This is a genomic window from Alkalicoccus saliphilus, from assembly GCF_003044065.1.
Classification (GTDB): domain Bacteria; phylum Bacillota; class Bacilli; order Bacillales; family Salisediminibacteriaceae; genus Alkalicoccus; species Alkalicoccus saliphilus.
Map to the genome: position 1 here is coordinate 1 of NZ_PZJJ01000015.1, position 24,038 is coordinate 24,038.

A 24,038-nucleotide genomic window follows, 5' to 3' on the forward strand; every position below is an offset into this window, starting at 1 on the left:
CTCTGTGAATGTTTTTTTCGTCATGATCTTCTCCCCGATCTTTACTCATTATCTATTTCTCATTATACAAAAAAGTACCCTATAGGTAGACTTTTTAATGTGTCTACTCTATAGGGTACACTTTAATTTACCTTCAGAGGTTTTTTAGGCTGTTGGTAAAGTATTTTTAATGTATAGATAGACGCTGCCCTGCTTTCGCCTTTCGGGACGCTTTCCGGGCGGGCCGGGCTCAGCTAATTTCTTCCTAAACGGATCTTCGCCTCGTCCTGGATCGCCCAGGAGTCGTCCCTGCGGCTGCTGCAGGGAAATGAAAAAAAGTTTTCTACTCTGAAAAATCTCTCTTTTAAAAGCCATTCTCTTCAATAAAGAGATGGTTTTCCCTCCGGAACGGTGGAGACGCAGCGCAGTCAGGCCACGGCGCAGGCCAAACAGCTGAAGACCTGCCCCACGGCAAGAGAAGAAGCTTATACAACGACAGGAAGACATATTCTGCATCGATCATTCAATCACCAAACTAAAAAAAACCTCTGAAGGAGTTTCCCTTCAGAGGTTTTGTCAATTAACCGGTCACGCCGTACCCGAATACAAACACGAGTACGAGTGCCACTGCAAACTGGATCCACATGGATGTTTTCATCGAACCTGTGAGCGTGCCTTTGCCCATCCGAGTACCGATCATTTCCATTGCGAAAATGAGCCATATAGCAAGAAGCCCTTTAACTACTGTTGCCCAGTAAGGGTTCATAATAATCATGGCAACGCCTGTAGCAATCAGCAGTATGTAAAGCAGACGCAGAACCATATGCAGAATCTTTGCCGGCTTCGCTTTTCCTTTATTGTGGAACACTACAACAAGAATAAAGGAGATCAGCGCAAGCGCAAAAAACAGTGAATGTGAATGAACAAAAATATCATAAATTCCCATTCTTCCCCCTCCTTTCCTAAAAAAATCTCACTGCCATCAAGTATAGCGGATATGGCACGGTGACGCAAAAGGAGAATCTGTGAACAAATAGAGAAGGGGCTTCCCCAGTAAACGAATAATTAATCGTCCAGAAAAATCCCCTGCGGCCTGTCGTTTCTTACCTGGGTTTTCCCTATCAGATCATGAATCCCTTTTTTATCTTTCCGGAGGGATCTTACGAATTTAACTAAGAGAAGTTTGTCTTATAAACTAAAATCTATAAGTTTGGTGGACGAATAAAACCTTCATTACAGACGAATGCTTTCCCGAGGGCTTGTCTTCAGCTAACTTTTGCGAAGAACACCTTCGCAAAAGTGGATCTTCAGACTACGCTTACTCCTCTGGGAGGCATCGTCTTTCACTCCGGTCTTTTTATTGGAAACCTCAATACAAAGTCGTTTGTTTATCTGTTTACAAACGGTATATCCAAAATTGATTCAACTCATAAAGGAACTGATCCAGTAAAGTAAGTTTATGTACAGGCTTCCCGGAAAATAAAAATGAACATCCACTTTCGTTTCCATGGAGAGGCTTTCTGAGCGGACCGCCCTCAGCTGATTCCATCTTTTTCCTGTCGGATGGAGTGGGGGTCGGCCTTCACCGCTCTGGAGTCCCTCTATGTCCACTACAGCTTACTGTAAAAGATCAGATCCTTTAAAATGGAGCTGTAAAACTGACGATAGAAAAGACTGTTTTCACCTATTTTGGTTCAATGATTTTGCATAAATGTCTCTGTTAAAGCTCCGTTTTTTTGAAAGTCGCCTGCGGCTTTTTACACCTGTTGCAGAGAAAACATGCGACTGTACTTCTATCGGGAGGATCTTCGTACCTTCCGCAGGCGTCTCTGCCCTGACTCAGGTTTTATTAAATAAAGAACAAAGAAATGGCTGCAGTTAAAAACGGCATCATGAAAAATGAAACTATTCTACGCTGTGTAACGAAAGCGGGGACACCCGGAGGATCAGCACAGGTCGAGAATCCATTTTGGCGGACGGTTCTTCCGTCAAAATTAGTCGAGACCAAGCCCTCGGGTAAGCCCCGCTGAGAGTGAAGCAGCGTTATTCCCTTCACTTAAACGAGCTGTTTTTTAAGGTAGTACATGCATAGCAGAAGCACTTCTTTTTTCATAAAGAAAAAACGAAGAAGACACCGTCCTGTGGAATAAATATGGGGAGTTGCTTCAAGTATTACGGAGGAATGTTGGCAGTATCACCTCTCTATCTCCGCAGAAAGAAAGCGTAAAAAACCGTCCCGGAAACTTCCCAGGACGGCCTTGCTCTTTTTTTAATTCAAATCAAACCGGCTTCCGTTCACTTCGTAAATGATCCATTCGGCGATGTTCGTGCAGTAGTCACCGATGCGTTCCATGAAACGGCTGATAAAAGCAAGCTGGGCAGCGTCTTCTGTCGACTCTCTGGACTGAAGCAGCTCTTTAACGAGCACTCCGTAAGCCCGGTCAATATCGTCGTCCATGCCGGCAATGTCCTGCGCCTGAAGTACGTCGAGGGTGTCGTAGGCTTTCATTACCCGGCCGATCATAAGGCGCACTTTATCTGCGATGGAAAGCAGTTCTTCCCGCTTTCGGTGGAACATTCCCGGGGAAGCCATATGCAGATAGGCTTTGGCCATATCGACACTTAAGTCCCCCATACGCTCCAGGTCACTGCTTATTTTCAGACAGACGATAATATGACGCAGATCTCCGGCCACCGGCTGCTGTCTGGCGATAACAAGTACCGCCTGCTCGTTAATCGCAAGCTCCGCTTTGTTCACTTCTTCATCGGCATCAATTAAATCTTCGAGTTCCGCTCTATTATCCGTATCCATCGCCTTAACAACAGCCCGGAACGTGTTTTCCACTTTTTTACCGAGTTCTTTGACTTCCTGCTTCAGCGTGTCGAGTTCTGATACAAACGTATTTCTTGTCATCATATGCTCCTATCCGAACCTTCCGGTAATATAGTCTTCTGTCCGCTTGTCGGCGGGCGTGGAGAAAATTTTATCCGTATTATCACATTCCACGACCTCCCCATTTAAAAAGAACGCCGTGCGGTCGGAAATACGGGCCGCCTGCTGCATGTTGTGGGTAACGATCATGATCGAATATTTATCCTTCAGCTCCCGCACGAGGTCCTCCACTTTCAGCGTCGATTTCGGGTCAAGCGCGGACGTCGGCTCGTCCATTAAAATAACGTCCGGTTCCACAGCGAGACAGCGGGCAATGCAGAGCCGCTGCTGCTGGCCGCCGGAAAGTCCAAAGGCGTTTTCCTGCAGCCGGTCTTTTACTTCATCCCAGATCGCTGCCCCGCGGAGGCTTTCCTCCACAATTTCCTCCAGCAGCTTTTTGTCCCGGATGCCGTGGATTTTCGGGCCGTAGGCGACATTTTCAAAGACGGACTTTGGAAACGGATTCGGCTTCTGAAAAACCATCCCGACGCGTGTCCGGAGCTCCTCCACCGGAAAACGCCGGCTGTGAATATCTTCTCCACGGTAGGAAATTCTCCCGGTGATTTTCACTTCCGGATTCATTTCCACCATCCGGTTCAACGCTTTAATGTACGTGGACTTGCCGCAGCCGGACGGGCCGATAACTGCTGTTACTTCTTTTTCTTTCTGCTCCAGATCCACGGAAAAAAGTGCCTGCTTTTTTCCGTACCATAAATTCAGTCCCTCGGTACGGAATACTGCTTCTTTTGCCGGCTCGTGTTCTTCTTCCGGCCGGTTCTTCGGCTGTGCTTCTTTTTTCAATAAGCTGGTCATAAACTATCTCCCCTTTGTCGGCAGCTTTTCGCCTGCTGGCTGCGAATACTAAAAACGCTGCTGAAATTTATTGCGTATGAAAATGGCGGTCGCGTTCAACAAAAACATAATAACGAGCAGGACGACAATCGTTGCTGCGGCCATGTAGGCATACTCTGCTGTCAGTGCGGCGTCAATCGTCCAGTAGTAAATCTGCACCGGGAGCACGGTGAAACTGTCGAACAGGCTGCCCGGAAGCGGAATAAGCAGCGCCGGGATACCAATGGCAATAAGCGGCGCCGTCTCCCCGATGGCCCGGGACATCGCAAGAATCATTCCCGTCAGGATATTTGGAAGGGCTGCCGGAAGGACAACCGTACGTATCGCCTGCCAGCGGGTCGCTCCCATGCCGAACGATGCTTCCCTGAGATACGACGGGACGGCACGCAGCGCTTCCTGCGAAGCGACAATCACGATCGGCAGGACGAGAAGAGACATTGTCAGTCCGCCGGCGAGTACGACAGACCCCATACCGAGCATACGGACGAAAACCGTAAGACCAAGGAGTCCGAAAACAATGGACGGCACCCCGGCAAGATTGGAAATGTTTGTTTCAAAAAACGTCCGTACGCGACCTTCTTTCACGTATTCTTCTAGGTAAACGGCTGTAGCAACACCGAGTATCATCGTCAGCGGACCGACGATCATCATGAGCCAGAGCGTTCCTGAGATGGCTCCGATAATCCCTGCCTGTTCCGGGCTGAAGGACGTGACGCTCGTTAAAAACTGCCAGTCGAGCCAGCCCCAGCTGTCGCGGATCACATCAAAAAGAAGCACCGCAAGAACGATCAGTCCGGAAAGCGTCGACGCGAGAAAAAGTCCGCGCACTGTTTTATTTAAGGCAATCCGCCGCGGGAGCCGTTTATGAACAAGTTCGTGATCAATATATTCTGCCAATTAATACACCTCCCGGTAGCGCTTTGAAATATATTTGGCAAGCATATTCATGGCCAGCGTAAACAGGAACAGGGTGAGTGCCACCGCATACAGACTGTAGTAAGCTGTTGTACCGGCCCCGGCGTCACCGCTTGTTACTTCGACAATGTAGGCGGTCATCGTCTGCATCGACTGGGTCACATCAAACGTAAGGTTTTTGTTGCTGCCGCTCGCAATAGTCACAATCATTGTCTCCCCGATCGCCCGGGAAATTCCGAGCACAAAGGAAGCGACAATACCGGAAAGGGCCGCCGGAATGACAACTCTTATTGTCGCCTCCAGCTTCGTAGCACCAAACGCCATCGCACCTTCCCTCATGGAATTCGGCACCGAACTCAAGGCATCTTCCGACAGTGAAGCAACCATCGGAATAATCATGATGCCCATAACAATTCCCGGGCTGAGTATATTCGTCCGGTCGAGAATCGGAATAATTTCCCGGAGAACCGGGGTGACGAACGTAAAAGCAAAAAATCCGTAGACGATCGTCGGAATACCGGCGAGTACTTCCACCATCGGCTTCAGCACGCGGCGTGCTTTATCGGTCGCATACTCACTTAAATAAACAGCCGTTGTCAGTCCGATCGGAACAGCAACAAGCATAGCGATTCCGGTGGAAAGCAGTGTTGCGGACAAAAGCGGCAGAATACTGAAGGATGGATCGCTCCGGTTCAGCGGCTGCATCGCTGTTGACAGGAAAAATTCCCGGAAGGAGACGTCCGTAAAGAACATCACTGTTTCGACGATCAGTGTCAGAAGAATTCCGACGGTTGTCAGAACCGATACGGATGCTGCAAGAAAAAGCAGCACCGGCACCCCCTTTTCCAGCTTCATCCGTCTGCTCTTATTTCTTTTTTGTTTAATGAGTTCACTGACACTCGTTGTCTGCGCCATACGCTGTTTCCTCCCTGCATCCCCTTTTTCGTGTTACACAGGAAAATAGAGGCGGACTGCCGCCCCTTCTCCTTTAATTTTCGATCGCTTCGATTTCTTCTTTGTACTGCTCCAACTCTTCGTCCGGAAGCGGAGCAAAGCCTGTCTCCGGTGCCATGTCACCTGCTGCTTCAAAAATATAGCGCGCGAAATCTTTTACTGCCGGGTTTTCTCTTGCCGCATCCATGTTCAGGTTCGTAAATACCTGGCGTGTGTATGGAGCGTAGTCGCCTTCCAGGTCAATATTATCGAGGGACGGCGTAACATGGCCTTCACCGAAGTCGATAGAGACGACACCAAGATGATCCGTGTTATTTTCATAGTATCCGAATCCGAAGAAGCCGATCGCGTTTTCGTCGTCATTTACAAGCTCAACGAGTGTCGGATATTCCTGCTGAAGGTTTGTTCCTTCTTTCAGATCCTGCTCATCAATCAGTTCATCGACGAAAAATTCGTACGTTCCGTGGTTTTCATTCGGTCCGTATGTGTTGATTTCTTCTTCCGGCCACTCCGGGTTAATGTCGGACCAGAGCACGTTGTCGTCATCCTTTACCGCACCGGATACAAAAATAGATTCTACTTCTTCGACTGTCATTTCTGTTGCCCAGTCGTTATCCGGGTGGAGCACGATCGTCATGCCGTCTAGTGCCACCGGGAACTCCTGGGATTCGATGCCGTTTGCTTCCATTTCTTCTATTTCTTCGTCACGGACTTCCCGGGACGCGTTTGCAAAATCTGTTTCTCCCTGTACGTAGCGCTGCATGCCGGCACTTGTTCCGGCCCGGCTGACTTCCACGCTCACTTCCTGATTTTCGTTGACCATATATTCTTCGGCAATACGCGACATCAGCGGATACACTGTGCCGGACCCGTCGATGGATACCGCTCCAGAAACTGCTTCTTCCCCGCTGTTCGCATTGTTTTGCCCATTTTCTCCTGCGTTCGTACCTGATGCTTCTTCATTTCCCCCACATGCAGCGAGTACTGCTGCTGATCCAATTGCAAATACGCTGAGCCCCACTTTTTTCACAGTATAACTCCTCCTTGGTTATTACCGATTATGTTTCTCTCACAACTCTTACTATAGTCCTGAATTATTAACCTTATATAAATGCTGTGTGAAGGTTTGTAAATCATTTGTAAACACGTGCTTAACATAAACGACGGCTCTACTCTCCAATGCGCCGGCCGGCTGATTAATAACCGTCCGCTGCTGATTAATCCTCCTATTATGGAAATCTATAATGACAATAAAATTTTTATAATGATTAATTATGCTTATAATGACAAATAACCCGCCTGTAATGATTAATCGACCCCCGCTAAAGTTAAAACGGGCTTCTATAATGATTAATGACCGCCGTCTGGAAGCTGCCGGCATCGCCTGTAAAAACAAAATAAGACTGGCCCATCACTTTCGCGATGGGCCAGTCTCTTTGTCATATCTGTCTTTAGTCGAGTCCGGGGAGCGGGGCGTGACTGGAAACAAGCTGTTCGCTGCGCAGCTCTTTCCAGAAGTCCGCCGGAATTTTTTCGTTTAAGGCCATCAGGTTGTCCTGAATCCGCTGCGGGCGGGTCGCGCCGGGGATAACGGCAGCAACGGCCGGATGAGCTGCGGAAAACTGAATAGCCGCTGCATTGAGATTCACCTGGTGATTCTCTGCAATCTGTTTCATTTTATCGACGCGGTCCACGATTTCCTGAGGAGCTTCCTGATAATCGTAATGGGCTCCGCCGACAAGTACGCCGGATCCGAATGGAGCTCCGACGACGACGTCCATGCCCTGAGCTTCTGCATTCGGCATGAGACGCTGCAGTGCGTGCTCATGGTTAAGCAGATTATAACGCGTTGCCTGAAGTGAAATACCCGGCTGCATTTCCTCCAGTTCCATCGCAATTTCGATCGGCTCTGTCCGGTTGACACCGAGTCCCCAGTCCTGAATGACACCTTCTTTTTTCAGGCGCTCCAGTTCACGGAAAGCACCTGTGCGTGCTTCGTCAAATCGTGCGAGCCATTCATCCCCCTGAAAATCCGGGGAAATGTCGTGGACATACACATAGTCGAGCCGGTCAGTCTGCAGGCGTGCCATGCTTTCTTCAAGAGAGCGGAGCGTGGCGTCACCGCTGTAGTCGTCAATCACTTTGTTTTTGCGTCCGTACCCGAACAAGCCTTCTTTTTCTTCCTTTTCCTCAAGGACAAGGCGCCCTACTTTGGTGCTTAGGACAAAATCATCCCGGTTGTACTGGGAAAGTACTTCACCAAGACGGATTTCACTCAGTCCAGCTCCGTAAAATGGCGCTGTATCAAAATAGCGGATGCCGTGTTTCCATGCGGCTTCCACCGTCTGTTTTGCTTCATCGTCGGGAATGTCCCGGAACATATTTCCGAGCGGTGCTGTACCGAATCCGAGTTTATGTGCTTGTTTTAATTGTGCCATACGATCTCTCCTTTCTTCACGTAAATCAAATTGCCGTTTCTGTTACTTATTAAACATCCTCTTTTTTCGCAGCACTTCCGAAAAGAGCTCAGGTTTTACACTTTTTAAAATACTTTTGTATCCTGCTCTATCTTTTTACGTTCAGGAACTTTTTCCTTTTTCGATGTCCTCAGCAATTTTTCTGCCGAATTGGCCGAGATTTCCGTCCGCATAGGCCCTCACGACTTCCGGAAAGAGGGACCGCATCGCCTCGTTGATATAAACCTTGTCCCATCCTTCTTCTTTCATTTCCAGTTCCATCTTTTTTGCCGCCCGGACAGCGTGGGAAGTGGCCAGCTTATTTACCTGCTCGGCTATTTTTTCCGGTGCGGATTCGATATGTCCGATACTGGAAAATCTGCTTCGTATCTGCTCATCCACTTCCTCCGTAATAAACAGTCCTCTGCCGTCCCGCTTCAGACTTTCCGCATGACCGACAAACTTCACGGAAACCCAGTTCAGCTCCGGAAAAGCTGCCCGGAGCCCGGCTGTCTCCAGTTTCGTTGCCATATTAATCAGTGTAGTTTTTTCAAGCGGGATATTATCCTTCTGAAGACTTTTTATAAAAGGAATCATTTGATCGGCAGGCAGTGCAAGTACGAGGTAATCCAGTTCTCCGAGAGCTTTTCTGCTTAAAACATCCGCCGATAATGCGTTCGCTGCTCTTTCGGCTTTTTCGGCATCCGGATGGTACAGGCCCGTTTTTAACTTTTGGCCAGCCCACTGCGTGAGCAGCGCGGTCCCGAGTTTACCGATCCCGGCTGTTCCCCACATCACTTTTTCAGTCATGCTGCATCCTCCTTTTTATTATCCTCCTCCGAGTACTGCTTTCTTTATTTTATGGCAGCGGCGGCATTGATATATTCTCATCGATCTGTTTTCTTCATCATACCCGGTATGATCGTAGCGGTGGAACCCGAGACGGCACGGTACAGGCCGGTCTTTTTTTGTTTTCATCGCCACTGCAGCTTCCATGAGAGCGCCGGTTACGATCATTCCGATGGAAACGGGAGCCATTGTATCGAAAAATAAAATAAGTGAAATTACCCCGGCCATAATGAGAATCAGGCCCGCTGTTGTCAATTTTTTCATCGTCCCCTCCTGCAAAAAAAAGTCTTAAGATATTAAACAGGCCGTCATCAGCCTTTCACCTTCCACAGAACGTTCAAAAATAACATGATTGTTCCTATTGTTTTTTCCTGTGAAATGTCATATTTTTATATAAGGAATTTACTATTAATGCTTTTAAAATAGAAAGGAAGAAAACCGTATGAATGGAAAAATCATCTCTGTCATCGGCTTTGCTGCTCTTGCAGCCGCTCTTCTCGTGTTTGCCTTCGGTGTAGACGGCGGTGCCGAGGATGTCCGGGAGCTCGTGGAATCGTACAGCGCCGGCACGGCAGAAGCAGAAGCCGCTTCTATCTCCTCACACGATCTGACAGTAACTGCTGCAGACGGATCGGAGACGAGCTATGACACATCGGAAGAAGAATTTTTCGTGTCCATCGCTCCTTACCTTAACGAAACACATCCATGAAGCATTCATAACCTGACAGGTTGTCAGGGAGAGCTTGCGGGTGAAGAGTTCGACGTTCTGATTAAGGACTCGGACGGAAACATCGTCATCGATGAAACAATGACAGCTCCGGACCATGGATTTCTTGACCTGTGGCTGCCGCGCAACGACACGTATCACGTAGCGATCGGCCACGACGGAAAAACAACGGGCGGAGAAATCTCCACGTTTGAGGGGGACGACACGTGCATTACAACGATGCAGCTGTCGTAATCGAAAAGAGCTTTCTGGTCTGACACAGGCCGGAAAGCTCTTTTTTTATCCTTCCCAGGACAGCCCTTCTGCGGCCAGGTGGATTTTTCCTGAAAAATATTTTTCTGCTTCATTTTTTAACTGCTCATGCTCCCCAAAGTGAGGCAGGTGGGAAAGCCACAGCTCCTTCACCCCAGCTGCTTCAGCCATTTCTGCTGCTTCCCGGCTGTTCATATGGCCGAAAGCGGAGGCGTCCTGATTTTCATAAAAGCTGCACTCCGCAATCAGGAGGTCCGCCTTTTCACAGAAAGAAACCAAAGCTTCATCGTAAACGGTATCTGCTGTATATACGACCGTTTTCCCGTCTTTTTCGAGGCGGGCCGCCCAGCACGGAGCAGGATGGGTGGTTTTCTGGAAAGTCACGCGCACTCCCCCGATTAACAAGCGGTCTTCTGTTTCGTACAGCTTCAGCTCAGAAATATTTTCTTTTTCAAACTGCTGAAAAAACGCTTTTTCTCCGGCAGGAGCATGGATAGTGAGCGGACGGTCCGTCTCCTTCAGTCCCATCGCCGTTGCCCGGCTGTACACGAAGGCACCGATATCTGCCGTATGATCGAAATGCCGGTGGCTGATTATCATCTGATCGATATCGTTACGGTCCGCAATCCGTGGGAGCACAGCCATCGCTCCGCTTCCACAGTCGAGCAGAAACGTCTCTCCTTCTGACTTCACGACGTAGCAGCTCGTGGCACTGTTTTCTTCCGGAAACGCCCCCCAGAAACCTGCTGTTGTTAGTTTCATCGCAGTCCCTCCTCTTCCTGTACGTTTCCTTTTAGTTTACCCTTTGAAGGAGAAAACTATTTACGATCTTCCGGATCCTTTTTACTCATTTCCTTTGTCTTTTGATAAAATACGACAAGCAGCGCGAGTACCCCGGCACTCATAAATGAACGGCCAAAGTCAACAGACCCTCCTAAATAATACTGCTGCCCAAGACTGATGATCAGAAACAGGAGCGGCAGAGTAATACGCCAGAACCACTTTTTATTCATTTAATTTCTCCTTTTATCAGCTTCTTTATTTTACACTCTATTGAACATAATTTTACACTCTATTGAACATACGGCTTTTTCAGCCTCCCCCGCCGCCTAAGAAAGCTTTATGTTTTTTCCCGCACCGGGTGCATTCATATATTCTCATTGAGCGGATTTCTTCGTCATAACCGGCAATTTTATAGCGGTGATAACCCGCCCGGCATAAAAGCGGAAGTGATTTTTTTGTTTTCAGCGATACTGCAGTATGTAAGGCAGCCCCTGCTAAAATCATGACTGAAGCATAAGGCCACATCGTTTCAAAGTACATAATAAGTACGATCACACCGGCTGTGATGAGAAACCAGGCGGCGGTTTTCAATTTTTCCATCGGATCTCCTCCACAAACGCCCTGGACTGAGTTGACAGTCTTCCTGTCCGGCTTTCGATCAACCGGTATTCTGCTGCGGTTTATTTCCTGAAAAATATTATTCTAAAAAGGGCCTCCGCCGGCTCTTCCCTGGCCTTTTTGATACTCATTCAGTTTCTTGGCATGTTTAAGCTCTGCATCCGGCTTCGTCCTACTATCGGTTGGAGATTTTCTTTTTTGTCTGGATAATTTACGTTTATCATTAATCATGAAAGCTGCTGCTCCACCTATCATTAATATACCGGTTAAAATCTGCAGCATTTTTTCTCTCCTCCCACTCGTCCGTATTATTTAACATTTCCAGCGTATCACAGAGCTCTTATATTGGAAATGAATCCCTGTTAACTAAATCATCTTCTTGATTAAAGCAGATTTTTTAAGGAATGCAGGCTCCACTCCCGGAAGACGCTTTCTGGACGGCTTGTTCTCAGCTAACCGCTGTCTCCTTACGTCGACAAGCGGTGGATCTTCGAACGTCGCTGATCGTCCCAGAGTCGCTTCCTCCGTTCCGCCGCGGAAGAAAATTAGATATAATTCAATAGAGTAAATGCTTCTCATATTGCTGTTTATGTATTTATCCAGCTGAATTGTGCTTGTAATGTAAAAGCAGTTATTTGAGGAGGAGACCTTATGCTTAAGTCTGAGGAAGGGAACCACCGACCATCTTCCCTTCCTTTTAAAATCGCCGGCTGGCTTCGCTCCTGTCCATTTCGGCTTCCTTGTGGAGGAAATCCTTTTCTCGTTGTCCCTCCTGCCGAAGAAAAAGCAGGTTATAAAAAGCAGTAAGACGTCACTTTCGTGGATACCAGCCTTTCGAATACAGTATTATGCTGTGACAATTGAAGAAAATTCATTACTAATAGAAGAAACCTATGATACACTAATGTTGTCAAAATTTTCAAGTTGGTGATTAGAAATGAAATATTGGTGGCTTATTTTTTTAATTGTATTCATAGCATTTCTCAACAACAATCAATCGTTGTTTTATTGGTACAGAATGGAAGGTGCAGGGATGGGTTCTCCTAGCACAGCACTCCTAGTTTCTTGGTGGGTATATGTTGGCTTACTACTGACTTTGCTGCTCGTTAAATTTTTACATGAAATAAGAGAAAAAAGCAGATTAGGGCTTAATAAAAGAGACTCTTAATTATTACGTCATTTAAATACTACGAAGGGACTTTCTTGATATGAGAGTCCTTTCTCTTTGTCATTAATCAGCATTAACTTTAACAGAGCCTATTGATTAAAGCAGATTTTTTAAGGAATGCAGGCTCCACTCCCGGAAGACGCTTTCTGGACGGCTTGTTCTCAGCTAACCGCTGTCTCCTTACGTCGACAAGCGGTGGATCTTCGAACGTCGCTGATCGTTCCAGAGTCGCTTCCTCCGTTCCGCCGCGGAAGAAAATCAGATATAATTCAATAGAGTAAATGCTTCTCATATTGCTGTTTATGTATTTATCCAGCTGAATTGTGCTTTTAATGTAAAAGCAGTTATTTGAGGAGGAGACCTTATGCTTAAGTCTGAGGAAGATATAATAAAGATAATTGAAAATGACACTGAAATGATGAAAATACTTGAAGCTGCAAGCAGAATGAAGCTTCCGGACTGGTGGATCTGTGCCGGGTTTGTACGAGCTAAAATATGGGATTCATTACACGGATTCGAGTATAAAACTTCTGTACCAGATATAGACGTTATTTATTTTGATAATAAAAACCTTGAAAAAACTGTGGAGAAAAAATTAGAAACAGAATTGAGAAGGATCCTTCCAGCTGTCCCCTGGTCTGTTAAAAATGAAGCGAGAATGCATCTCATAAACGACATTCCTCCCTACTATTCTGCAGAAGATGCTATTTCGAAATTTCCTGAAACAGCAACGGCCCTTGGAGTGAAATTAGATAAAAACAATCATGTTATTCTTACTGCTCCCCATGGCGTAATTGACTTGTTAAATTTAGAAGTAAAGCCTACACCTTATTTTAAAGAAACAATAGAACGAGCTGCAGTTTATGAAGAACGCATAACTAATAAAAATTGGAAAGCAGTCTGGCCTCGTATTAAGATTTATCATGCTTAAATTTTCTTCAACCAGCCTTTTAATAAAATCCTCTGATAAAGCTTTCTTTTTCCGCAGGCGTCTTGAAAAATTGCCTTAATGTTCGTTTTCCAGCATAAAACTTCATTCCTGTAAGCAGAAGCTCCTTCTCTTACCTAGCCGCCGCGGACTGGTCTTCAGTTGTTTGGCCTCGCCTTCGTCTGACTGTGCTGCGCCTCCGACTTTACGGAAAGAAAACCATCTATTTATCGAAGAAAATGGCTTCAATAAGGGGATTTTTCATGGTAGAAAACTTTTCCTATTTTCCTGCTGCAGCCGCAGGGACGACTCCTGGACGATTAAGGACGAGGCGAAGATCCGTTCAGAAAGGAATTAGCTGAGCCCGGCCCGCCCGGAAAGCGTCCCGGAAGGTGAAAGCAGGGCAGCGTCTATCTATATACGCAAAACACACTTTATCGACAATCTGAACTGTTTCCAACATCCCACGGTTATCCACAACCGAAGCCTGTGGACAGTTTTTCTATGCACTTTCTCTATCCACCGCCTGCTTTCTCGTAAAATAAAAGCCGAAAGCGGCTACCATCACAGCACTCGACAGGGAACGGAGAAAATTGACGGACGAACCGAATAAAAACTGCAGTCCGAGACTGATCACAAGGACCATAAAGGGAAGAACAAAACGGTAAAATACTTTTCGATTCATGAAGTTATCCTTTCTGTTTTATACCGTCAATGGTTAAAAGACGCGTATTTATTTTTGTCCAGGCGCCGGAGTAAAGAGAAAACCGGTTTATGGAGAAGTGTGACGATCCAGTAAATCAGCGCCAGATTCAGGAAAAAACCGATCAGGTTATAATTTACACGTACTCCGTCGTAATAGGCCCACGAAGCGGGAAATCCGATTTCATACATGCCGGACCCGGCAGCAGAAGGAAAAAGGAGCCCAAGAAAAAAAGTGTATAAAAAAGCGGTCCACAATTTTTCCACCGTATACGTCTTCGTTTGATACATGCAGCGCCCTCCTCCTGCCGAAGATTTTCAAGTAGTTTCCAGTGTATCATTTCTGTTTTTGATTTCAACTGCTGCCGGAAACATAAAAAAAAATCCCGAAGGCCTGGGCCTCCGGGATATTTACTTATGCTTCCTGTGCTTCCGGATATACGCTTACACGTTTGCGGTCACGTCCGACGCGCTCGAATTTCACTACGCCGTCCACTTTTGCAAATAGTGTGTCGTCTCCGCCGATTCCAACGTTAACACCCGGGTAAACGCGTGTCCCACGCTGACGTACGAGGATAGAACCGCCTGTTACAGCTTGTCCGTCCGAACGCTTGGCTCCAAGACGCTTGGAAATGGAGTCACGGCCGTTCTTCGTACTACCTACACCTTTTTTCTGTGCGAAAAATTGAAGATCCAGCTTCAAGAACATAGTCTTCACCTCCTGAATCATGTGGATTTTACTTGAATAAACTCTCCGTACTGCTCTTCCATCGTAAGGAAGGAAACGAGCAGTCCTTCAAGCAGCAGCTGTACTTGATCGTACACTGCTTCAGCAGTCCCCTCGGGAACCCTGGCAGCGAGCCAGCCGCCTTCACCTTCCATGTCGAGTTCCAGCTTCGTGCCGGTCAATTCATACACAGCGTTCACTGTGCCGAAAGACACGGCAGAAGCACCCGCACAGACGAGATCAAATCCGTAAGGACCTGATTCAGCGTGGCCGCTCATTTCAAACGATGCGATTTCTCCATTATCATTCCGGTCAAAACGGATATGAATCATAGATTAACCTTACGCGTCGATCTTGTCGATCGTTACTTTTGTATAAGGCTGACGATGACCCTGTTTGCGGCGATAGTTCTTCTTCGCCTTGTACTTGAATACCGTCAGTTTCTTGCCGCGGCCGTTCTTTTCGACTTTACCAGTTACTACAGCTCCGTCGATGATAGGAGAACCTACCTTTGTTTCGTCTCCGCCGACAAGCAGAACACGGTCAAACGTTACTGTATCTCCAGCTTCTACGTCCAGCTTTTCTACGTAAACTTCCTGACCTTCTGTTACTTTAACTTGTTTTCCACCAGTTTCAATAATTGCGTACACGTTGCGCACCTCCTCTTTGACTCAGACTCGCCATTGCAGGTGCGTAAAACGCTTAAAACCTGCTCCGTGCGGTTACAGTATTTGGGCGCAGCCAAATAACTAACACAGGAAATCATACCATACGGCTCCTGCACCGGTCAATTGTTTTCTAAAATCCGCTTTCCCTTGTCCTGCAGCTCTTTTTCGGTGCCGGTCTGCGCTATCTGAAAGGAAGATGTCTCTGTCGTTTCCCGGATGAAAATGTGCGGCAGGTCTTGTTTTTGTTCTGCAAGAACGGGCAGTTTTCGGTACAGCTGTGGAGCACAGTCGACCAGCACAGCTTCCACGTTTAATGCTGACAGCGTTTTTGTCATGTCCCGGATCAGCTCTTCTTCCCGTATAACACGTCCGGAGCCGCTGCAGACAGGGCAGGGCCGTGTCATCATTTCCTGAAGCGTGCGGCGGGACTGCTTTCTCGTCATTTCCACGCATCCGAGAGATGTAAACCCGGCAACGTTAGTAATCGTGCGGTCCTTTTTGACCGACTCCTTCAGCACGTGCAGCACTTCTTCCCGCTGCCTGTCTGTTTTCATATCAATGAAATCGATCATGACAATACCGCCGATGTTACGGAGACGGAGCTGCCTGGCAATTTCTGCTGCGGCATTTTTGTTTACTTCAAGCGCCGTACCGGAAAGCTCTCCCCCGCCTCTGCCGGTGAATTTGCCGGAGTTGACGTCAATTACCGTCATTGCCTCCGTCTGTTCAATCAAAAGCGATGACCCGCTTTTTGTCCACACAAACGGCCGGAGGGACTTTTCCATTTCCTTATCGAGGTTTTCCTGTGCAAACAAATCCGGCGTATGGTGCCAGATAACACGCTCCTCGTCTGGAACAATCTTTTTCCACATCCGGGCGAGCCCGGCATCGTTTGTTTCCAGACTCGTTTCCTCCTCAAGCATAAAATCCCTTTCCACCCGGGCATTGATGGAGGACTGGTCAAGATAAATTTTCCCGGGAGCGGAAGGAAAGGCTTGTTGAATGTACTGAAACTTTTCTTTCAGAGCGTCAAATTCCGCTTCAAGTGTTTCCCTTTCCACACCGGCGGCATTCGTCCGCACAATGACGCCTTCTTTGCCTGTCAGCCAGCTTTTCGCTGATGCTCTCAGTTCCGCTCGTGTATCGTCATCCAGCTTTTTGGAAATTGCTGTGTAGCCTCCGTACGGCAGATAAATCAAAAAGCTTCCCGGAAGCGAGAGAAGTCTTGTGAGTGTCGGACCTTTAGATCCGGCTGCTTCTTTTTTAACCTGGACGAGTACGTTCTGGCCCTGCTGCAGCATGGAAGTGACGGCAGGTTCCGTCCCTTCCTGATCAAGCTTCCACTGCTGATGTTCCGGAAGCTCTTTTTTGTGAATGTATCCGTGCTTACCCGTGCCGACATCAATAAAGGCGGCATCCATCGCTTTCATTACCCGGTCGACCTTTCCACTCACAATCATGCCTTCCCGGAGAGGAGCTTCCGGATCGTCGAGGAGCCATTCCTGGACTTTCCCCTCTTCCAGGACGGCGCCGCGGCGGCCGTCCGGTGTCTGTTCTACAATAATTCGGCGCTTCATGCGTATGCCTCCTGCTTCCCTGATTTGTTGTTCCTGCGGTCCCCTGGAGTAAAACCACTGGACAAAAGTTTATTTGAATTTCAGAAAATTGAGCTCTATTCAATAAAACAGCTGTTTCCATATTATATAGTATTTACGAAAAAGAGCACACAGCCCGGCCATTTTCTCTTATGCCGGGTAAGCTCCGGCAGGAAAAAAGGCACAAAAAAACACCGCAGCTCTGAAGTCACGGTGTTTCATCGACTCCTTCGTCGATATCTTTCCGGAACAGCGGCAGCTGTTCGACTCTTTCAACAATGACAGCGCCATTCGTATTTTGAAAAGCTGCTTCAAACATGCCTCCCCACGGGGTCTCTTCGATTTCCTCTTCGGAAAATGTTTTAACGGCCCCGGCAATGTCCAGCTCCTCCGGGTCCATAAACCCGGCACAGATGACCGAACGGCTGTTTCCGCCCGTTCCGGCATAGGCGCTGCCCATCAGGCTGCCCAGGATGTAAATACTGCCGGATGCCCGGAGGACGGCCCCGGGATCCACGTCTCCGAGAAGCAGAACGTCCCCGTCGATTTCGACTGTATCCCCCATCCGGAGAACGCGGTTTAATTTTACAATCCGGACCGCCCGCAACTGCTCGTCCGCTTCCTTTTTCGTGATAAGATTCGACGTAATATCATCCACTTCCAGGTGGAAGGTGTCCAGCAGGAAATCCTTCAGCCGTTTTTCCTGATCTTCCGACAAAAACCGGTTTTTTGTATCCACAATCACGTGAATCGAGGCCGGCTTTCTGCTGGCAAACAGTTCTTCGTTATCCCGGAGCACCTGTTCCATACCGTCAAGCAGCTGCTGAAAAGAGCAGCTGTCATTCAGCACAAGCTTCATGCCCCGCTTTGTTCCAATCAGGCTCACATAGCGGTTCAGTTCCTGTTTCATACCCTTTCACCTCCAGCTATCGTCCATCGTCTCTTCCGTCCACCGTATAAAACCAGTACCGGACAGGACTTACAATCAGCGCCGCTACTATTCCGTTAATAATAAAAGTTGGAAGAAAACGGGTAAGAAAAAGTCCCCCGTGGCCCTCGCCGGTCATACCAAGCAGAGACATCATTCCGTACAAATAATATTCCAGAGCAATTACTGCCCCGAGAATAACGACGGTGAGCATCCGCAGACTCCGTTTAACGGAAGCGGCTGAAATAGAGAATATATAGGCAGTGAGCCCCATTCCGAACGTATAAATACCAAGCACCGATCCGTACACGATATCATACAGCAGCCCGAAAAAAATTCCATAAAACAATCCGTGGCTCCGTCCCCGGAATATTCCGGTCAGGATAACGAGCATCAGCATAAAGTAAGGAATAAAATACCAGGTGTCCTGATGGCTGCTTCCGGAAAAAATCTGGAAAACGGTACCTTCAATAATAAACAGAATAAAAATCGTCAGTGGAAGGAGAAGCCGGCTCATTCCTCCTCCTCCTCTTCCTCCGAATTATCGTCCCCGCCCGGTGCTTCCCGGTCGAGTACTGTCACGTAATCCAGCTGGTGGGAGGCTGCCGCAGGCTCTACTAACGCCGTCTGGCTCAAGCCGTATTCATCCGACTGGACGCTTACTATTTCCCCGATCGTAATTCCTGAAGGAAAAATCCCCCCAAGCCCGGAAGTGGAGACGATGTCCCCTTCTTCGACTTCCAGTTCCATATCGATTTTTGTAAAACGGAGATACCCGCTTTCTTCGTCAATTCCTTCCATAAAACCGAAGGCGGTATCTTCTCCGTCTGACCTGGCAGAAATACGGTTGGCGGCATCCTGATCGCTGAGAAGCTGCACGGTCGAGGTGAACTGTGACACTTCCCGGATTTTACCGACTAGACCGGCGGAGGTGACCACTGCCATGTCTTCGGAGATACCATCCTGGGCTCCGACGTTCAGTCCGATCCGCTCGTTCCACCGGTCCGGCGACCGCTGAATAACCATCGCGTGATGGCTCGTATAGTCCGATAAATCGGATTCCAGCTCCAGAGCTTCTTCAAGCTCTGCATTTCGTTCTTCCAGCTGGTTTCTTTCCACCAGAACGGACGCATGTTCTTCAAGCTGGGCTTTGAGCACCTGGTTTTCCCGGTAAACATCCCGGATATCCCCCACAGCATCCAAAGAACTGGACACCCAGTAAGCCGGGCGTGAAAAGGCCGACTGAACGACTCCCACAGAATCCTGGACAAATTGTTCCGGCCAGGAAAGGGTGCGCTGCTCACTCAATGAATAACCGATAAGACCAACGAGAAAAATGAGGCAGACAAGCAGCACAATCAGCCGTCTGTTTGAAAAAAATGGATTCATTTCATGCACCTTCCTACCTTTTTCGATTCGCCCGGGAAGTTACTCCCGACTTTGACTGAAACATCCGGATGTTGGCGAGTGCTTCTCCTGTTCCGTGCACCACACTGTCGAGCGGATGCTCGGAAACAGTTACCGGGATATTCGTTTCCCGACTGATGACAAGATCGAGGTTTCTTAACAGGGAGCCGCCGCCGGTGATAACGATACCGCGGTCCATAATATCCGACGCGAGTTCCGGCGGTGCTTCTTCCAGCGTGTTTCTGACTGTATCTATAATTGCCCGCACAGTTTCATCGAGTGCCTCCACCATTTCTTCGGAAGAGACAGGGATCGTTTTAGGAAGGCCGCTGACGAGATCCCGTCCGCGTACGTCCATCGTTTCTTCGTCATTTCCTTCTCCGGCGGTGCCGATCGTCCATTTCATTTCTTCTGCGGTCCGCTCTCCGATGAGAAGGTTGTATTTCTTTTTTATGTAGCTGATGATCGCTTCATCCATTTCATCCCCCGCAGTCCGGAGAGAGCGGCTTGTCACGATACCGCCGAGTGAAACGATCGCCACTTCCGTCGTGCCTCCGCCGATATCGACGATCATACTTCCTGTTGCTTCCCAGACAGGCAGACCGGAACCGATCGCTGCAGCAAATGGTTCTTCAATCGTATAAGCTTCTTTTGCTCCTGCCTGCTTCGTCGCGTCTTCCACCGCCCGTTTTTCCACCGGGGTGATCCCGGAAGGAATACAGACCATAACGTTCGGTCTGCCGGTAAAGATGGACCGTTTGCGGAGTGACTGGCGGATAAAATGATTCATCATCGCCGCTGTCGTATCAAAATCGGCGATCACACCGTCTTTCATCGGACGGATAACGGAAATATTGGAAGGAGCTCTTCCGATCATATCTCTTGCGCGGCTCCCGACTGCTTCCACTTCTCCACTGTCCCGATGTACTGCCACTACTGAAGGCTCCCGGAGAATCACTCCCCGGCCTTTTACATATACAAGTGTATTGGCCGTTCCGAGGTCAATACCTACATTCTTCGAAAACCCTGCAAACATCTATGTATCTCCCTTCAACCTTGCATTAACTGCTCTTTTTTTAACCGGTACTATTCATTATACGCAATGTTTTTCCTATTGAGTAGCGTTTTTCCAAGAACAACGTAAAATGCTCTAATTATCCTAACATACCGCTTCCCCGATGTACATTTGCCATAGCCAGGAACGGCGGGGCAGAAAGGCGGGAAACAGAATAATTATTCCAGCAGGATGCTCTCCTCCACAAGCTGAAAAGACACCGGCGGGATTAACCTGCCGGTGTCTTTTGTTGCATCCTCACAGCCAGGGGCACGGCAATGCTGATTTCATACAAATCCTTTTTCTTTCATCGAACAGAAACGACGGTCCCCGATAATAACGTGATCGAGCATTTCAATACCCAGCATTTTCCCGGTTTCCGTAAGCCGTTTTGTCACATCAATATCTTCCTGGCTCGGCTCCGGGTTTCCGCTTGGATGATTATGCAGGCATATAAAAGAAGCGGCCGAATAGCGTAGCGCTTCTTTGTATAGCTCACGCGGGTGGACGATGCTTGCATTCAGACTTCCGATAAACAGCGTTTTTTTGTGCAGCACCGCATTTTTCGTATTCAGGTAAAGCGCGATGAAATGTTCCTGTTTCAAGTGGCGCATTTCTTCCATCATATAATCAGCCACATCCTGCGGGGAGCGCACGATGTGCGTTTCCTCCACGGGAAACTGTTTGATTCTGCGGCCGATTTCCAGCGCTGCGCAGAGCTGGACAGCTTTCGCTTCGCCGATGCCCCGTATTTCCATCAGTTCGACAGCGGTGGCCTCTTTCAGAAGCCGGAGCCCGTCAAAATGCCGGATGACCCGCCCGGAAAGCTCCAGTACCGATTCGGACTTCGTCCCGGAGCCGAGCATCAGGGCAATAAGCTCCTGATTCGACAGGACAGAGGCCCCAGCTCTCAGCAGTCGTTCCCGCGGGCGTTCACTTTTTGGCACATCCCTTATCATCATTGCTTTTGACATGCAGGCCTCCTTGCGGCCCGGCTGCTTTTATCAGCCGGATCCGTGCTTTTTTAATACACGAACCACTCTTGCCACCGGCAGTCCCACGATCGAAAAATAATCTCCTTCGATCCGTTCCACGAGGACAGCACCAAGACCCTGTATCCCGTAGGCACCCGCCTTATCTTCGGGCTCCTTCGATTGTATGTATGTATCAATTTCGCTTTCTGTGAGCGGATAAAACGTCACATGTACCGTTTCGGCAAAAACTGTTTCACCTTGTTCGGAAATGATGGCCGTGCCGGTGTGAACCTGATGGGTTTTTCCGGACAGCTTATGAAGCATCTCCGCTGCCTCCTCTTCACTGCGCGGTTTCCCGAGCACTTCCCCGTCCACGGCGACGAGCGTGTCGGCTCCAAGGACGATGTCCTCCGGATAGTGCGAATAGACATCGGCTGCTTTCTGCCGTGCCAGCTCCTGGACGAGCGCTTCCGGGGTCATTTCTTCCTCCACCTGTTCTTCAATAGTGCTTGGATGAACAGTAAACCGGAGTCCGACCTGTTCCAGCAGTTCACGACGGCGCGGGGACTGCGAGGCAAGTATGAGTGATTTCATGCTTCCATCTCCTTTTCTTCTGCATTCGTGCAGGAAAATATAAAAAGAAGTGGTATGGAAAATCATACCACATAAATTATGTTCAGGGAAGAAAAATACGAAAGTACGTTCCTATTTTGCATTGTTTTTTCTCCCGCCACTTCGCAAAAACGCTATAAGCTGTCTCAGGCAAGGACGAAGCCGATAACCGCTTCGACCATACCGGTGTAAAGATCCACGAGGACCGGACCTGCAAAATACACTACTGCCGCTCCGGCTGCAATAAACGGGCCGAATGGAATTTCTGTGCGCTTTCCAAGTCCTTTATACAAAATCCAGGGAACAGCTGTAAGAAGCCCTGCCGCTGCAGCAAGGAACAGAGATAAAAACATTCCCTGAAGTCCGAGCACCACACCGACTACCCCGTAAAGTTTTATATCTCCTCCTCCGACGCCTCCTTTCGAAAGAACAGCTGCGCCGAATAAAAGCAGGAATCCGCCAGCACCTCCAAGGAGGGCATCCCACCAGGGAGCGAGAGGAGCTTCGGTAAGACGGAGAAAGAAAAGCGGAATAAAAAAGAGCAGGAGCACCCGGTCCGGAATAATTTTCGCTTCGAGATCACTTACAGTAATGATATGTAAAAGCGACATAAACAACAGCGCTGCCAAAAGCTCCCACGTCCACCCAAAAAAGTGCCAGCTGACCGCAAACAGCAGCCCGGTCATTAATTCAAACAGTGGATACACCGGAGAAATCCCGTTCCTGCAGCAAGAGCACTTTCCCTTGAGTAAAACATAGGAAAGCACCGGGATCAATTCCCCGGCGCCGAGTACGTGACCACACCGCGGGCAGTGGGAGCGGGGAACAAGGACGGACTTACCCGCAGGAAGACGCATTCCGGCCACGTTATAAAAAGAGCCGAGGACAAGCCCGGCTGTAAAAAAGTAAATATACAGGATCACGTCCACACTTCCGGCTCCAGACTGCCCCTCACGGCGTTTTTTCTGCTGGCTTTGCTGATAAAATGAATTACATTTATTTCCTATTATACACGTCTGGAAGCATAATGGAACAATTATCCAAAGAAAGTTCTTCCCGCCCCGGACGTTAAGTACGGAGTTATTTCTTTCTCAATTCCATCCTCCGGCAGTTTACCGGCTTTTTCTTCGATATCAGATGCCAGTTCGTCAAAATCGACCGTTTCGTCCTGGAAAGAAAACTGCTGGACGGCATCCCGCAGCTCTGTATCATCAACCGAAACAAGCAGATCTGCTTCTGTCAGTTCCGGATTTCCGAGCGTCTGATCCACCGTCGGTTCCACGAGAATCTGCACCGCTTCTGCCGGCAGCTCCACCATTTCATCTGACCATATCAGTTTATGTGCTGTTTCCTGTTCCCAGTTTTCCACGCTTTCGTTCAGCGCATTGACGGCCTCCACCCGGTTTTTATCCGACACATCCACGCCGGCGATGTGTGTTCCTTCCGCAAACTGATCCTGCTGGAAAGAAATTTGATACATCAGCAGGCCTGTGTACGCAAAAACGAGCATAAACGCCATACTGCCGCCAATGACGAGAAATGACGCTCCAAACCATTGATTTTTTGTCAAACCTGTCTCCTCCTATCCTTCCGACTCGGTTCCTTTGAGTATCTGCTCTGCATCTTCTCCTTCCGGCAGCCTCCCTGCGGTAATCCAGGCCGTCACGAGCGCCAGGGCGAGCAGGGAAAGAACGGCAGCCGCCCAGTGAAGATACGTAAAGGAAAAAACACCGATAAGTGCATACACGTAGGAAAGCGTCACGAGAAGGATCGTCAATTTATAATTAAATACAGATGGTACGAGCAGCATAATGACGAGCAGGAGCAGAAACGCTCCTGTAATAAGCATATAGATCAACTTATCACCGCCTTTCGTTTTTTATTATGTAAGGTGAAGCGGATGCGCCCGTTTCACAGTTTTTTATAAGACTATCCTGAAAATAAAAATGGAAAAGAGG

34 protein-coding genes and 1 other annotated feature are annotated in these 24,038 nt (G+C 48.3%); of the genes, 3 read left to right on the plus strand and 31 right to left on the minus strand.

What is annotated here, in order from left to right; genetic code table 11:
- Window positions 1-144 precede the first annotated feature (144 nt).
- From C6Y45_RS17515 to C6Y45_RS09875, 10 genes are all read right to left on the minus strand, one after another.
- Window positions 145-495 (minus strand): hypothetical protein, encoded by a 351-nt coding sequence (locus tag C6Y45_RS17515; RefSeq protein ID WP_160058285.1) that lies wholly within the window; start codon window positions 493-495, stop codon window positions 145-147.
- Between the two features lie 64 nt (window positions 496-559).
- A complete protein-coding gene (locus C6Y45_RS09835; protein ID WP_107585056.1) occupies window positions 560-925 on the minus strand; it encodes a YisL family protein in 366 nt (121 codons plus the stop codon).
- Between the two features lie 1,323 nt (window positions 926-2,248).
- Complete coding sequence (phoU, locus tag C6Y45_RS09840; RefSeq protein ID WP_160058287.1) at window positions 2,249-2,893, minus strand: phosphate signaling complex protein PhoU; 645 nt, start codon at window positions 2,891-2,893, stop codon at window positions 2,249-2,251.
- A 9-nt stretch (window positions 2,894-2,902) separates the two neighbouring features.
- Window positions 2,903-3,724, minus strand: coding sequence for a phosphate ABC transporter ATP-binding protein PstB (pstB, locus tag C6Y45_RS09845; RefSeq protein ID WP_107585058.1), 822 nt, complete (start codon window positions 3,722-3,724; stop codon window positions 2,903-2,905).
- Window positions 3,725-3,772: 48 nt separating this feature from the next.
- Complete coding sequence (gene pstA, locus C6Y45_RS09850; protein ID WP_107585059.1) at window positions 3,773-4,660, minus strand: phosphate ABC transporter permease PstA; 888 nt, start codon at window positions 4,658-4,660, stop codon at window positions 3,773-3,775.
- Complete coding sequence (gene pstC, locus C6Y45_RS09855) at window positions 4,661-5,593, minus strand: phosphate ABC transporter permease subunit PstC (protein WP_107585060.1); 933 nt, start codon at window positions 5,591-5,593, stop codon at window positions 4,661-4,663.
- Between the two features lie 73 nt (window positions 5,594-5,666).
- Window positions 5,667-6,662, minus strand: a complete 996-nt coding sequence (locus C6Y45_RS09860) for a PstS family phosphate ABC transporter substrate-binding protein (protein ID WP_107585061.1) — start codon at window positions 6,660-6,662, stop codon at window positions 5,667-5,669.
- Window positions 6,663-7,083: 421 nt separating this feature from the next.
- Window positions 7,084-8,070: an aldo/keto reductase gene (locus tag C6Y45_RS09865; RefSeq protein WP_107585062.1), complete on the minus strand. Its 987-nt coding sequence runs from the start codon at window positions 8,068-8,070 to the stop codon at window positions 7,084-7,086.
- A gap of 141 nt (window positions 8,071-8,211) precedes the next feature.
- Window positions 8,212-8,898 (minus strand): hypothetical protein, encoded by a 687-nt coding sequence (locus tag C6Y45_RS09870; protein ID WP_107585063.1) that lies wholly within the window; start codon window positions 8,896-8,898, stop codon window positions 8,212-8,214.
- 18 nt (window positions 8,899-8,916) lie between these two features.
- A complete protein-coding gene (locus C6Y45_RS09875) occupies window positions 8,917-9,201 on the minus strand; it encodes a hypothetical protein (RefSeq protein WP_107585064.1) in 285 nt (94 codons plus the stop codon).
- A 178-nt stretch (window positions 9,202-9,379) separates the two neighbouring features.
- Here C6Y45_RS09875 and C6Y45_RS18195 point away from each other — a divergent pair, with 178 nt between their 5' ends.
- Entirely contained in the window at window positions 9,380-9,898 is a 519-nt protein-coding gene (locus tag C6Y45_RS18195) for a CueP family metal-binding protein (RefSeq protein ID WP_174703880.1), read from the plus strand.
- 45 nt (window positions 9,899-9,943) lie between these two features.
- Here the strand turns inward: C6Y45_RS18195 and C6Y45_RS09890 are convergent, their stop codons facing one another.
- The 5 genes from C6Y45_RS09890 to C6Y45_RS17520 all read right to left on the minus strand — a co-directional run bounded on the left by C6Y45_RS09890 (window position 9,944) and on the right by C6Y45_RS17520 (window position 11,896).
- Complete coding sequence (locus C6Y45_RS09890) at window positions 9,944-10,678, minus strand: MBL fold metallo-hydrolase (protein ID WP_107585067.1); 735 nt, start codon at window positions 10,676-10,678, stop codon at window positions 9,944-9,946.
- A 56-nt stretch (window positions 10,679-10,734) separates the two neighbouring features.
- The gene (locus C6Y45_RS09895) at window positions 10,735-10,929 is read right to left on the minus strand and encodes a hypothetical protein (RefSeq protein WP_107585068.1); all 195 of its coding nucleotides are present in this window, start codon (window positions 10,927-10,929) and stop codon (window positions 10,735-10,737) included.
- Window positions 10,930-11,008: 79 nt separating this feature from the next.
- Complete coding sequence (locus C6Y45_RS09900; RefSeq protein WP_107585069.1) at window positions 11,009-11,299, minus strand: hypothetical protein; 291 nt, start codon at window positions 11,297-11,299, stop codon at window positions 11,009-11,011.
- A 102-nt stretch (window positions 11,300-11,401) separates the two neighbouring features.
- Complete coding sequence (locus C6Y45_RS09905) at window positions 11,402-11,599, minus strand: hypothetical protein (RefSeq protein ID WP_107585070.1); 198 nt, start codon at window positions 11,597-11,599, stop codon at window positions 11,402-11,404.
- Window positions 11,600-11,683: 84 nt separating this feature from the next.
- Window positions 11,684-11,896 carry a hypothetical protein gene (locus C6Y45_RS17520; RefSeq protein ID WP_160058289.1) on the minus strand — a complete coding sequence of 71 codons (213 nt, stop codon included), beginning with the start codon at window positions 11,894-11,896 and terminating at the stop codon, window positions 11,684-11,686.
- A 72-nt stretch (window positions 11,897-11,968) separates the two neighbouring features.
- Between C6Y45_RS17520 and C6Y45_RS17525 the strand changes: the two genes are divergently transcribed.
- Window positions 11,969-12,124: a hypothetical protein gene (locus C6Y45_RS17525; RefSeq protein WP_160058291.1), complete on the plus strand. Its 156-nt coding sequence runs from the start codon at window positions 11,969-11,971 to the stop codon at window positions 12,122-12,124.
- A 440-nt stretch (window positions 12,125-12,564) separates the two neighbouring features.
- Here C6Y45_RS17525 and C6Y45_RS17530 read toward each other — a convergent pair whose 3' ends face one another.
- A complete protein-coding gene (locus C6Y45_RS17530; protein WP_160058293.1) occupies window positions 12,565-12,777 on the minus strand; it encodes a hypothetical protein in 213 nt (70 codons plus the stop codon).
- Window positions 12,778-12,849: 72 nt separating this feature from the next.
- Between C6Y45_RS17530 and C6Y45_RS09915 the strand changes: the two genes are divergently transcribed.
- A complete protein-coding gene (locus C6Y45_RS09915; RefSeq protein WP_107585072.1) occupies window positions 12,850-13,416 on the plus strand; it encodes a nucleotidyltransferase family protein in 567 nt (188 codons plus the stop codon).
- 499 nt (window positions 13,417-13,915) lie between these two features.
- On the opposite strand, the gene C6Y45_RS09920 is transcribed toward C6Y45_RS09915, so the two are convergent.
- From C6Y45_RS09920 to C6Y45_RS09990, 15 genes are all read right to left on the minus strand, one after another.
- Window positions 13,916-14,098 carry a hypothetical protein gene (locus C6Y45_RS09920; protein ID WP_107585073.1) on the minus strand — a complete coding sequence of 61 codons (183 nt, stop codon included), beginning with the start codon at window positions 14,096-14,098 and terminating at the stop codon, window positions 13,916-13,918.
- 26 nt (window positions 14,099-14,124) lie between these two features.
- Window positions 14,125-14,406, minus strand: a complete 282-nt coding sequence (locus tag C6Y45_RS09925; protein ID WP_107585074.1) for a hypothetical protein — start codon at window positions 14,404-14,406, stop codon at window positions 14,125-14,127.
- Between the two features lie 124 nt (window positions 14,407-14,530).
- A complete protein-coding gene (rpmA, locus tag C6Y45_RS09930; protein WP_107585075.1) occupies window positions 14,531-14,824 on the minus strand; it encodes a 50S ribosomal protein L27 in 294 nt (97 codons plus the stop codon).
- Window positions 14,825-14,841: 17 nt separating this feature from the next.
- Complete coding sequence (locus tag C6Y45_RS09935; protein WP_107585076.1) at window positions 14,842-15,174, minus strand: ribosomal-processing cysteine protease Prp; 333 nt, start codon at window positions 15,172-15,174, stop codon at window positions 14,842-14,844.
- Between the two features lie 9 nt (window positions 15,175-15,183).
- The gene (rplU, locus tag C6Y45_RS09940; RefSeq protein ID WP_107585077.1) at window positions 15,184-15,492 is read right to left on the minus strand and encodes a 50S ribosomal protein L21; all 309 of its coding nucleotides are present in this window, start codon (window positions 15,490-15,492) and stop codon (window positions 15,184-15,186) included.
- Window positions 15,493-15,505: 13 nt separating this feature from the next.
- Window positions 15,506-15,576 (minus strand) — a sequence feature (ribosomal protein L21 leader region).
- A 53-nt stretch (window positions 15,577-15,629) separates the two neighbouring features.
- Complete coding sequence (locus C6Y45_RS09945) at window positions 15,630-17,087, minus strand: Rne/Rng family ribonuclease (RefSeq protein ID WP_107585078.1); 1,458 nt, start codon at window positions 17,085-17,087, stop codon at window positions 15,630-15,632.
- 226 nt (window positions 17,088-17,313) lie between these two features.
- Window positions 17,314-18,015, minus strand: a complete 702-nt coding sequence (locus C6Y45_RS09950; RefSeq protein ID WP_107585079.1) for a septum site-determining protein MinC — start codon at window positions 18,013-18,015, stop codon at window positions 17,314-17,316.
- A gap of 16 nt (window positions 18,016-18,031) precedes the next feature.
- Window positions 18,032-18,550: a rod shape-determining protein MreD gene (mreD, locus tag C6Y45_RS09955; RefSeq protein ID WP_107585080.1), complete on the minus strand. Its 519-nt coding sequence runs from the start codon at window positions 18,548-18,550 to the stop codon at window positions 18,032-18,034.
- Complete coding sequence (mreC, locus tag C6Y45_RS09960; RefSeq protein WP_107585081.1) at window positions 18,547-19,422, minus strand: rod shape-determining protein MreC; 876 nt, start codon at window positions 19,420-19,422, stop codon at window positions 18,547-18,549. Before mreC ends, mreD begins: the two co-directional genes overlap by 4 nt.
- A 13-nt stretch (window positions 19,423-19,435) precedes the next feature.
- The gene (locus C6Y45_RS09965; RefSeq protein WP_107585082.1) at window positions 19,436-20,476 is read right to left on the minus strand and encodes a rod shape-determining protein; all 1,041 of its coding nucleotides are present in this window, start codon (window positions 20,474-20,476) and stop codon (window positions 19,436-19,438) included.
- 305 nt (window positions 20,477-20,781) lie between these two features.
- Window positions 20,782-21,468 carry a RadC family protein gene (radC, locus tag C6Y45_RS09970; RefSeq protein ID WP_107585083.1) on the minus strand — a complete coding sequence of 229 codons (687 nt, stop codon included), beginning with the start codon at window positions 21,466-21,468 and terminating at the stop codon, window positions 20,782-20,784.
- A gap of 30 nt (window positions 21,469-21,498) precedes the next feature.
- Window positions 21,499-22,062 (minus strand): Maf family protein, encoded by a 564-nt coding sequence (locus C6Y45_RS09975; protein ID WP_107585084.1) that lies wholly within the window; start codon window positions 22,060-22,062, stop codon window positions 21,499-21,501.
- A gap of 164 nt (window positions 22,063-22,226) precedes the next feature.
- Entirely contained in the window at window positions 22,227-23,009 is a 783-nt protein-coding gene (locus C6Y45_RS09980; RefSeq protein ID WP_107585085.1) for a prepilin peptidase, read from the minus strand.
- A gap of 107 nt (window positions 23,010-23,116) precedes the next feature.
- On the minus strand, window positions 23,117-23,650 hold the full coding sequence (locus tag C6Y45_RS09985; RefSeq protein WP_107585086.1) for a hypothetical protein: 534 nt from the start codon (window positions 23,648-23,650) through the stop codon (window positions 23,117-23,119).
- Window positions 23,651-23,662: 12 nt separating this feature from the next.
- Entirely contained in the window at window positions 23,663-23,938 is a 276-nt protein-coding gene (locus C6Y45_RS09990; protein ID WP_107585087.1) for a hypothetical protein, read from the minus strand.
- Between the last annotated feature and the right edge of the window lie 100 nt (window positions 23,939-24,038).

What these genes read in the sequence shown, in the direction of transcription:
- C6Y45_RS17515 (WP_160058285.1), bottom strand. Translation starts at nt 495, where the DNA reads ATGCAGAATATGTCTTCCTGTCGTTGTATAAGCTTCTTCTCTTGCCGT.
- C6Y45_RS09835 (WP_107585056.1), bottom strand. Translation starts at nt 925, where the DNA reads ATGGGAATTTATGATATTTTTGTTCATTCACATTCACTGTTTTTTGCG.
- phoU (WP_160058287.1), bottom strand. Translation starts at nt 2,893, where the DNA reads ATGACAAGAAATACGTTTGTATCAGAACTCGACACGCTGAAGCAGGAA.
- pstB (WP_107585058.1), bottom strand. Translation starts at nt 3,724, where the DNA reads ATGACCAGCTTATTGAAAAAAGAAGCACAGCCGAAGAACCGGCCGGAA.
- pstC (WP_107585060.1), bottom strand. Translation starts at nt 5,593, where the DNA reads ATGGCGCAGACAACGAGTGTCAGTGAACTCATTAAACAAAAAAGAAAT.
- C6Y45_RS09865 (WP_107585062.1), bottom strand. Translation starts at nt 8,070, where the DNA reads ATGGCACAATTAAAACAAGCACATAAACTCGGATTCGGTACAGCACCG.
- C6Y45_RS09870 (WP_107585063.1), bottom strand. Translation starts at nt 8,898, where the DNA reads ATGACTGAAAAAGTGATGTGGGGAACAGCCGGGATCGGTAAACTCGGG.
- C6Y45_RS09875 (WP_107585064.1), bottom strand. Translation starts at nt 9,201, where the DNA reads ATGAAAAAATTGACAACAGCGGGCCTGATTCTCATTATGGCCGGGGTA.
- C6Y45_RS09890 (WP_107585067.1), bottom strand. Translation starts at nt 10,678, where the DNA reads ATGAAACTAACAACAGCAGGTTTCTGGGGGGCGTTTCCGGAAGAAAAC.
- C6Y45_RS09895 (WP_107585068.1), bottom strand. Translation starts at nt 10,929, where the DNA reads ATGAATAAAAAGTGGTTCTGGCGTATTACTCTGCCGCTCCTGTTTCTG.
- C6Y45_RS09900 (WP_107585069.1), bottom strand. Translation starts at nt 11,299, where the DNA reads ATGGAAAAATTGAAAACCGCCGCCTGGTTTCTCATCACAGCCGGTGTG.
- C6Y45_RS09905 (WP_107585070.1), bottom strand. Translation starts at nt 11,599, where the DNA reads ATGCTGCAGATTTTAACCGGTATATTAATGATAGGTGGAGCAGCAGCT.
- C6Y45_RS17520 (WP_160058289.1), bottom strand. Translation starts at nt 11,896, where the DNA reads ATGAGAAGCATTTACTCTATTGAATTATATCTAATTTTCTTCCGCGGC.
- C6Y45_RS17525 (WP_160058291.1), top strand. Translation starts at nt 11,969, where the DNA reads ATGCTTAAGTCTGAGGAAGGGAACCACCGACCATCTTCCCTTCCTTTT.
- C6Y45_RS17530 (WP_160058293.1), bottom strand. Translation starts at nt 12,777, where the DNA reads ATGAGAAGCATTTACTCTATTGAATTATATCTGATTTTCTTCCGCGGC.
- C6Y45_RS09915 (WP_107585072.1), top strand. Translation starts at nt 12,850, where the DNA reads ATGCTTAAGTCTGAGGAAGATATAATAAAGATAATTGAAAATGACACT.
- C6Y45_RS09920 (WP_107585073.1), bottom strand. Translation starts at nt 14,098, where the DNA reads ATGAATCGAAAAGTATTTTACCGTTTTGTTCTTCCCTTTATGGTCCTT.
- C6Y45_RS09925 (WP_107585074.1), bottom strand. Translation starts at nt 14,406, where the DNA reads ATGTATCAAACGAAGACGTATACGGTGGAAAAATTGTGGACCGCTTTT.
- rpmA (WP_107585075.1), bottom strand. Translation starts at nt 14,824, where the DNA reads ATGTTCTTGAAGCTGGATCTTCAATTTTTCGCACAGAAAAAAGGTGTA.
- C6Y45_RS09935 (WP_107585076.1), bottom strand. Translation starts at nt 15,174, where the DNA reads ATGATTCATATCCGTTTTGACCGGAATGATAATGGAGAAATCGCATCG.
- C6Y45_RS09945 (WP_107585078.1), bottom strand. Translation starts at nt 17,087, where the DNA reads ATGAAGCGCCGAATTATTGTAGAACAGACACCGGACGGCCGCCGCGGC.
- C6Y45_RS09950 (WP_107585079.1), bottom strand. Translation starts at nt 18,015, where the DNA reads ATGAAACAGGAACTGAACCGCTATGTGAGCCTGATTGGAACAAAGCGG.
- mreD (WP_107585080.1), bottom strand. Translation starts at nt 18,550, where the DNA reads ATGAGCCGGCTTCTCCTTCCACTGACGATTTTTATTCTGTTTATTATT.
- mreC (WP_107585081.1), bottom strand. Translation starts at nt 19,422, where the DNA reads ATGAATCCATTTTTTTCAAACAGACGGCTGATTGTGCTGCTTGTCTGC.
- C6Y45_RS09965 (WP_107585082.1), bottom strand. Translation starts at nt 20,476, where the DNA reads ATGTTTGCAGGGTTTTCGAAGAATGTAGGTATTGACCTCGGAACGGCC.
- radC (WP_107585083.1), bottom strand. Translation starts at nt 21,468, where the DNA reads ATGTCAAAAGCAATGATGATAAGGGATGTGCCAAAAAGTGAACGCCCG.
- C6Y45_RS09975 (WP_107585084.1), bottom strand. Translation starts at nt 22,062, where the DNA reads ATGAAATCACTCATACTTGCCTCGCAGTCCCCGCGCCGTCGTGAACTG.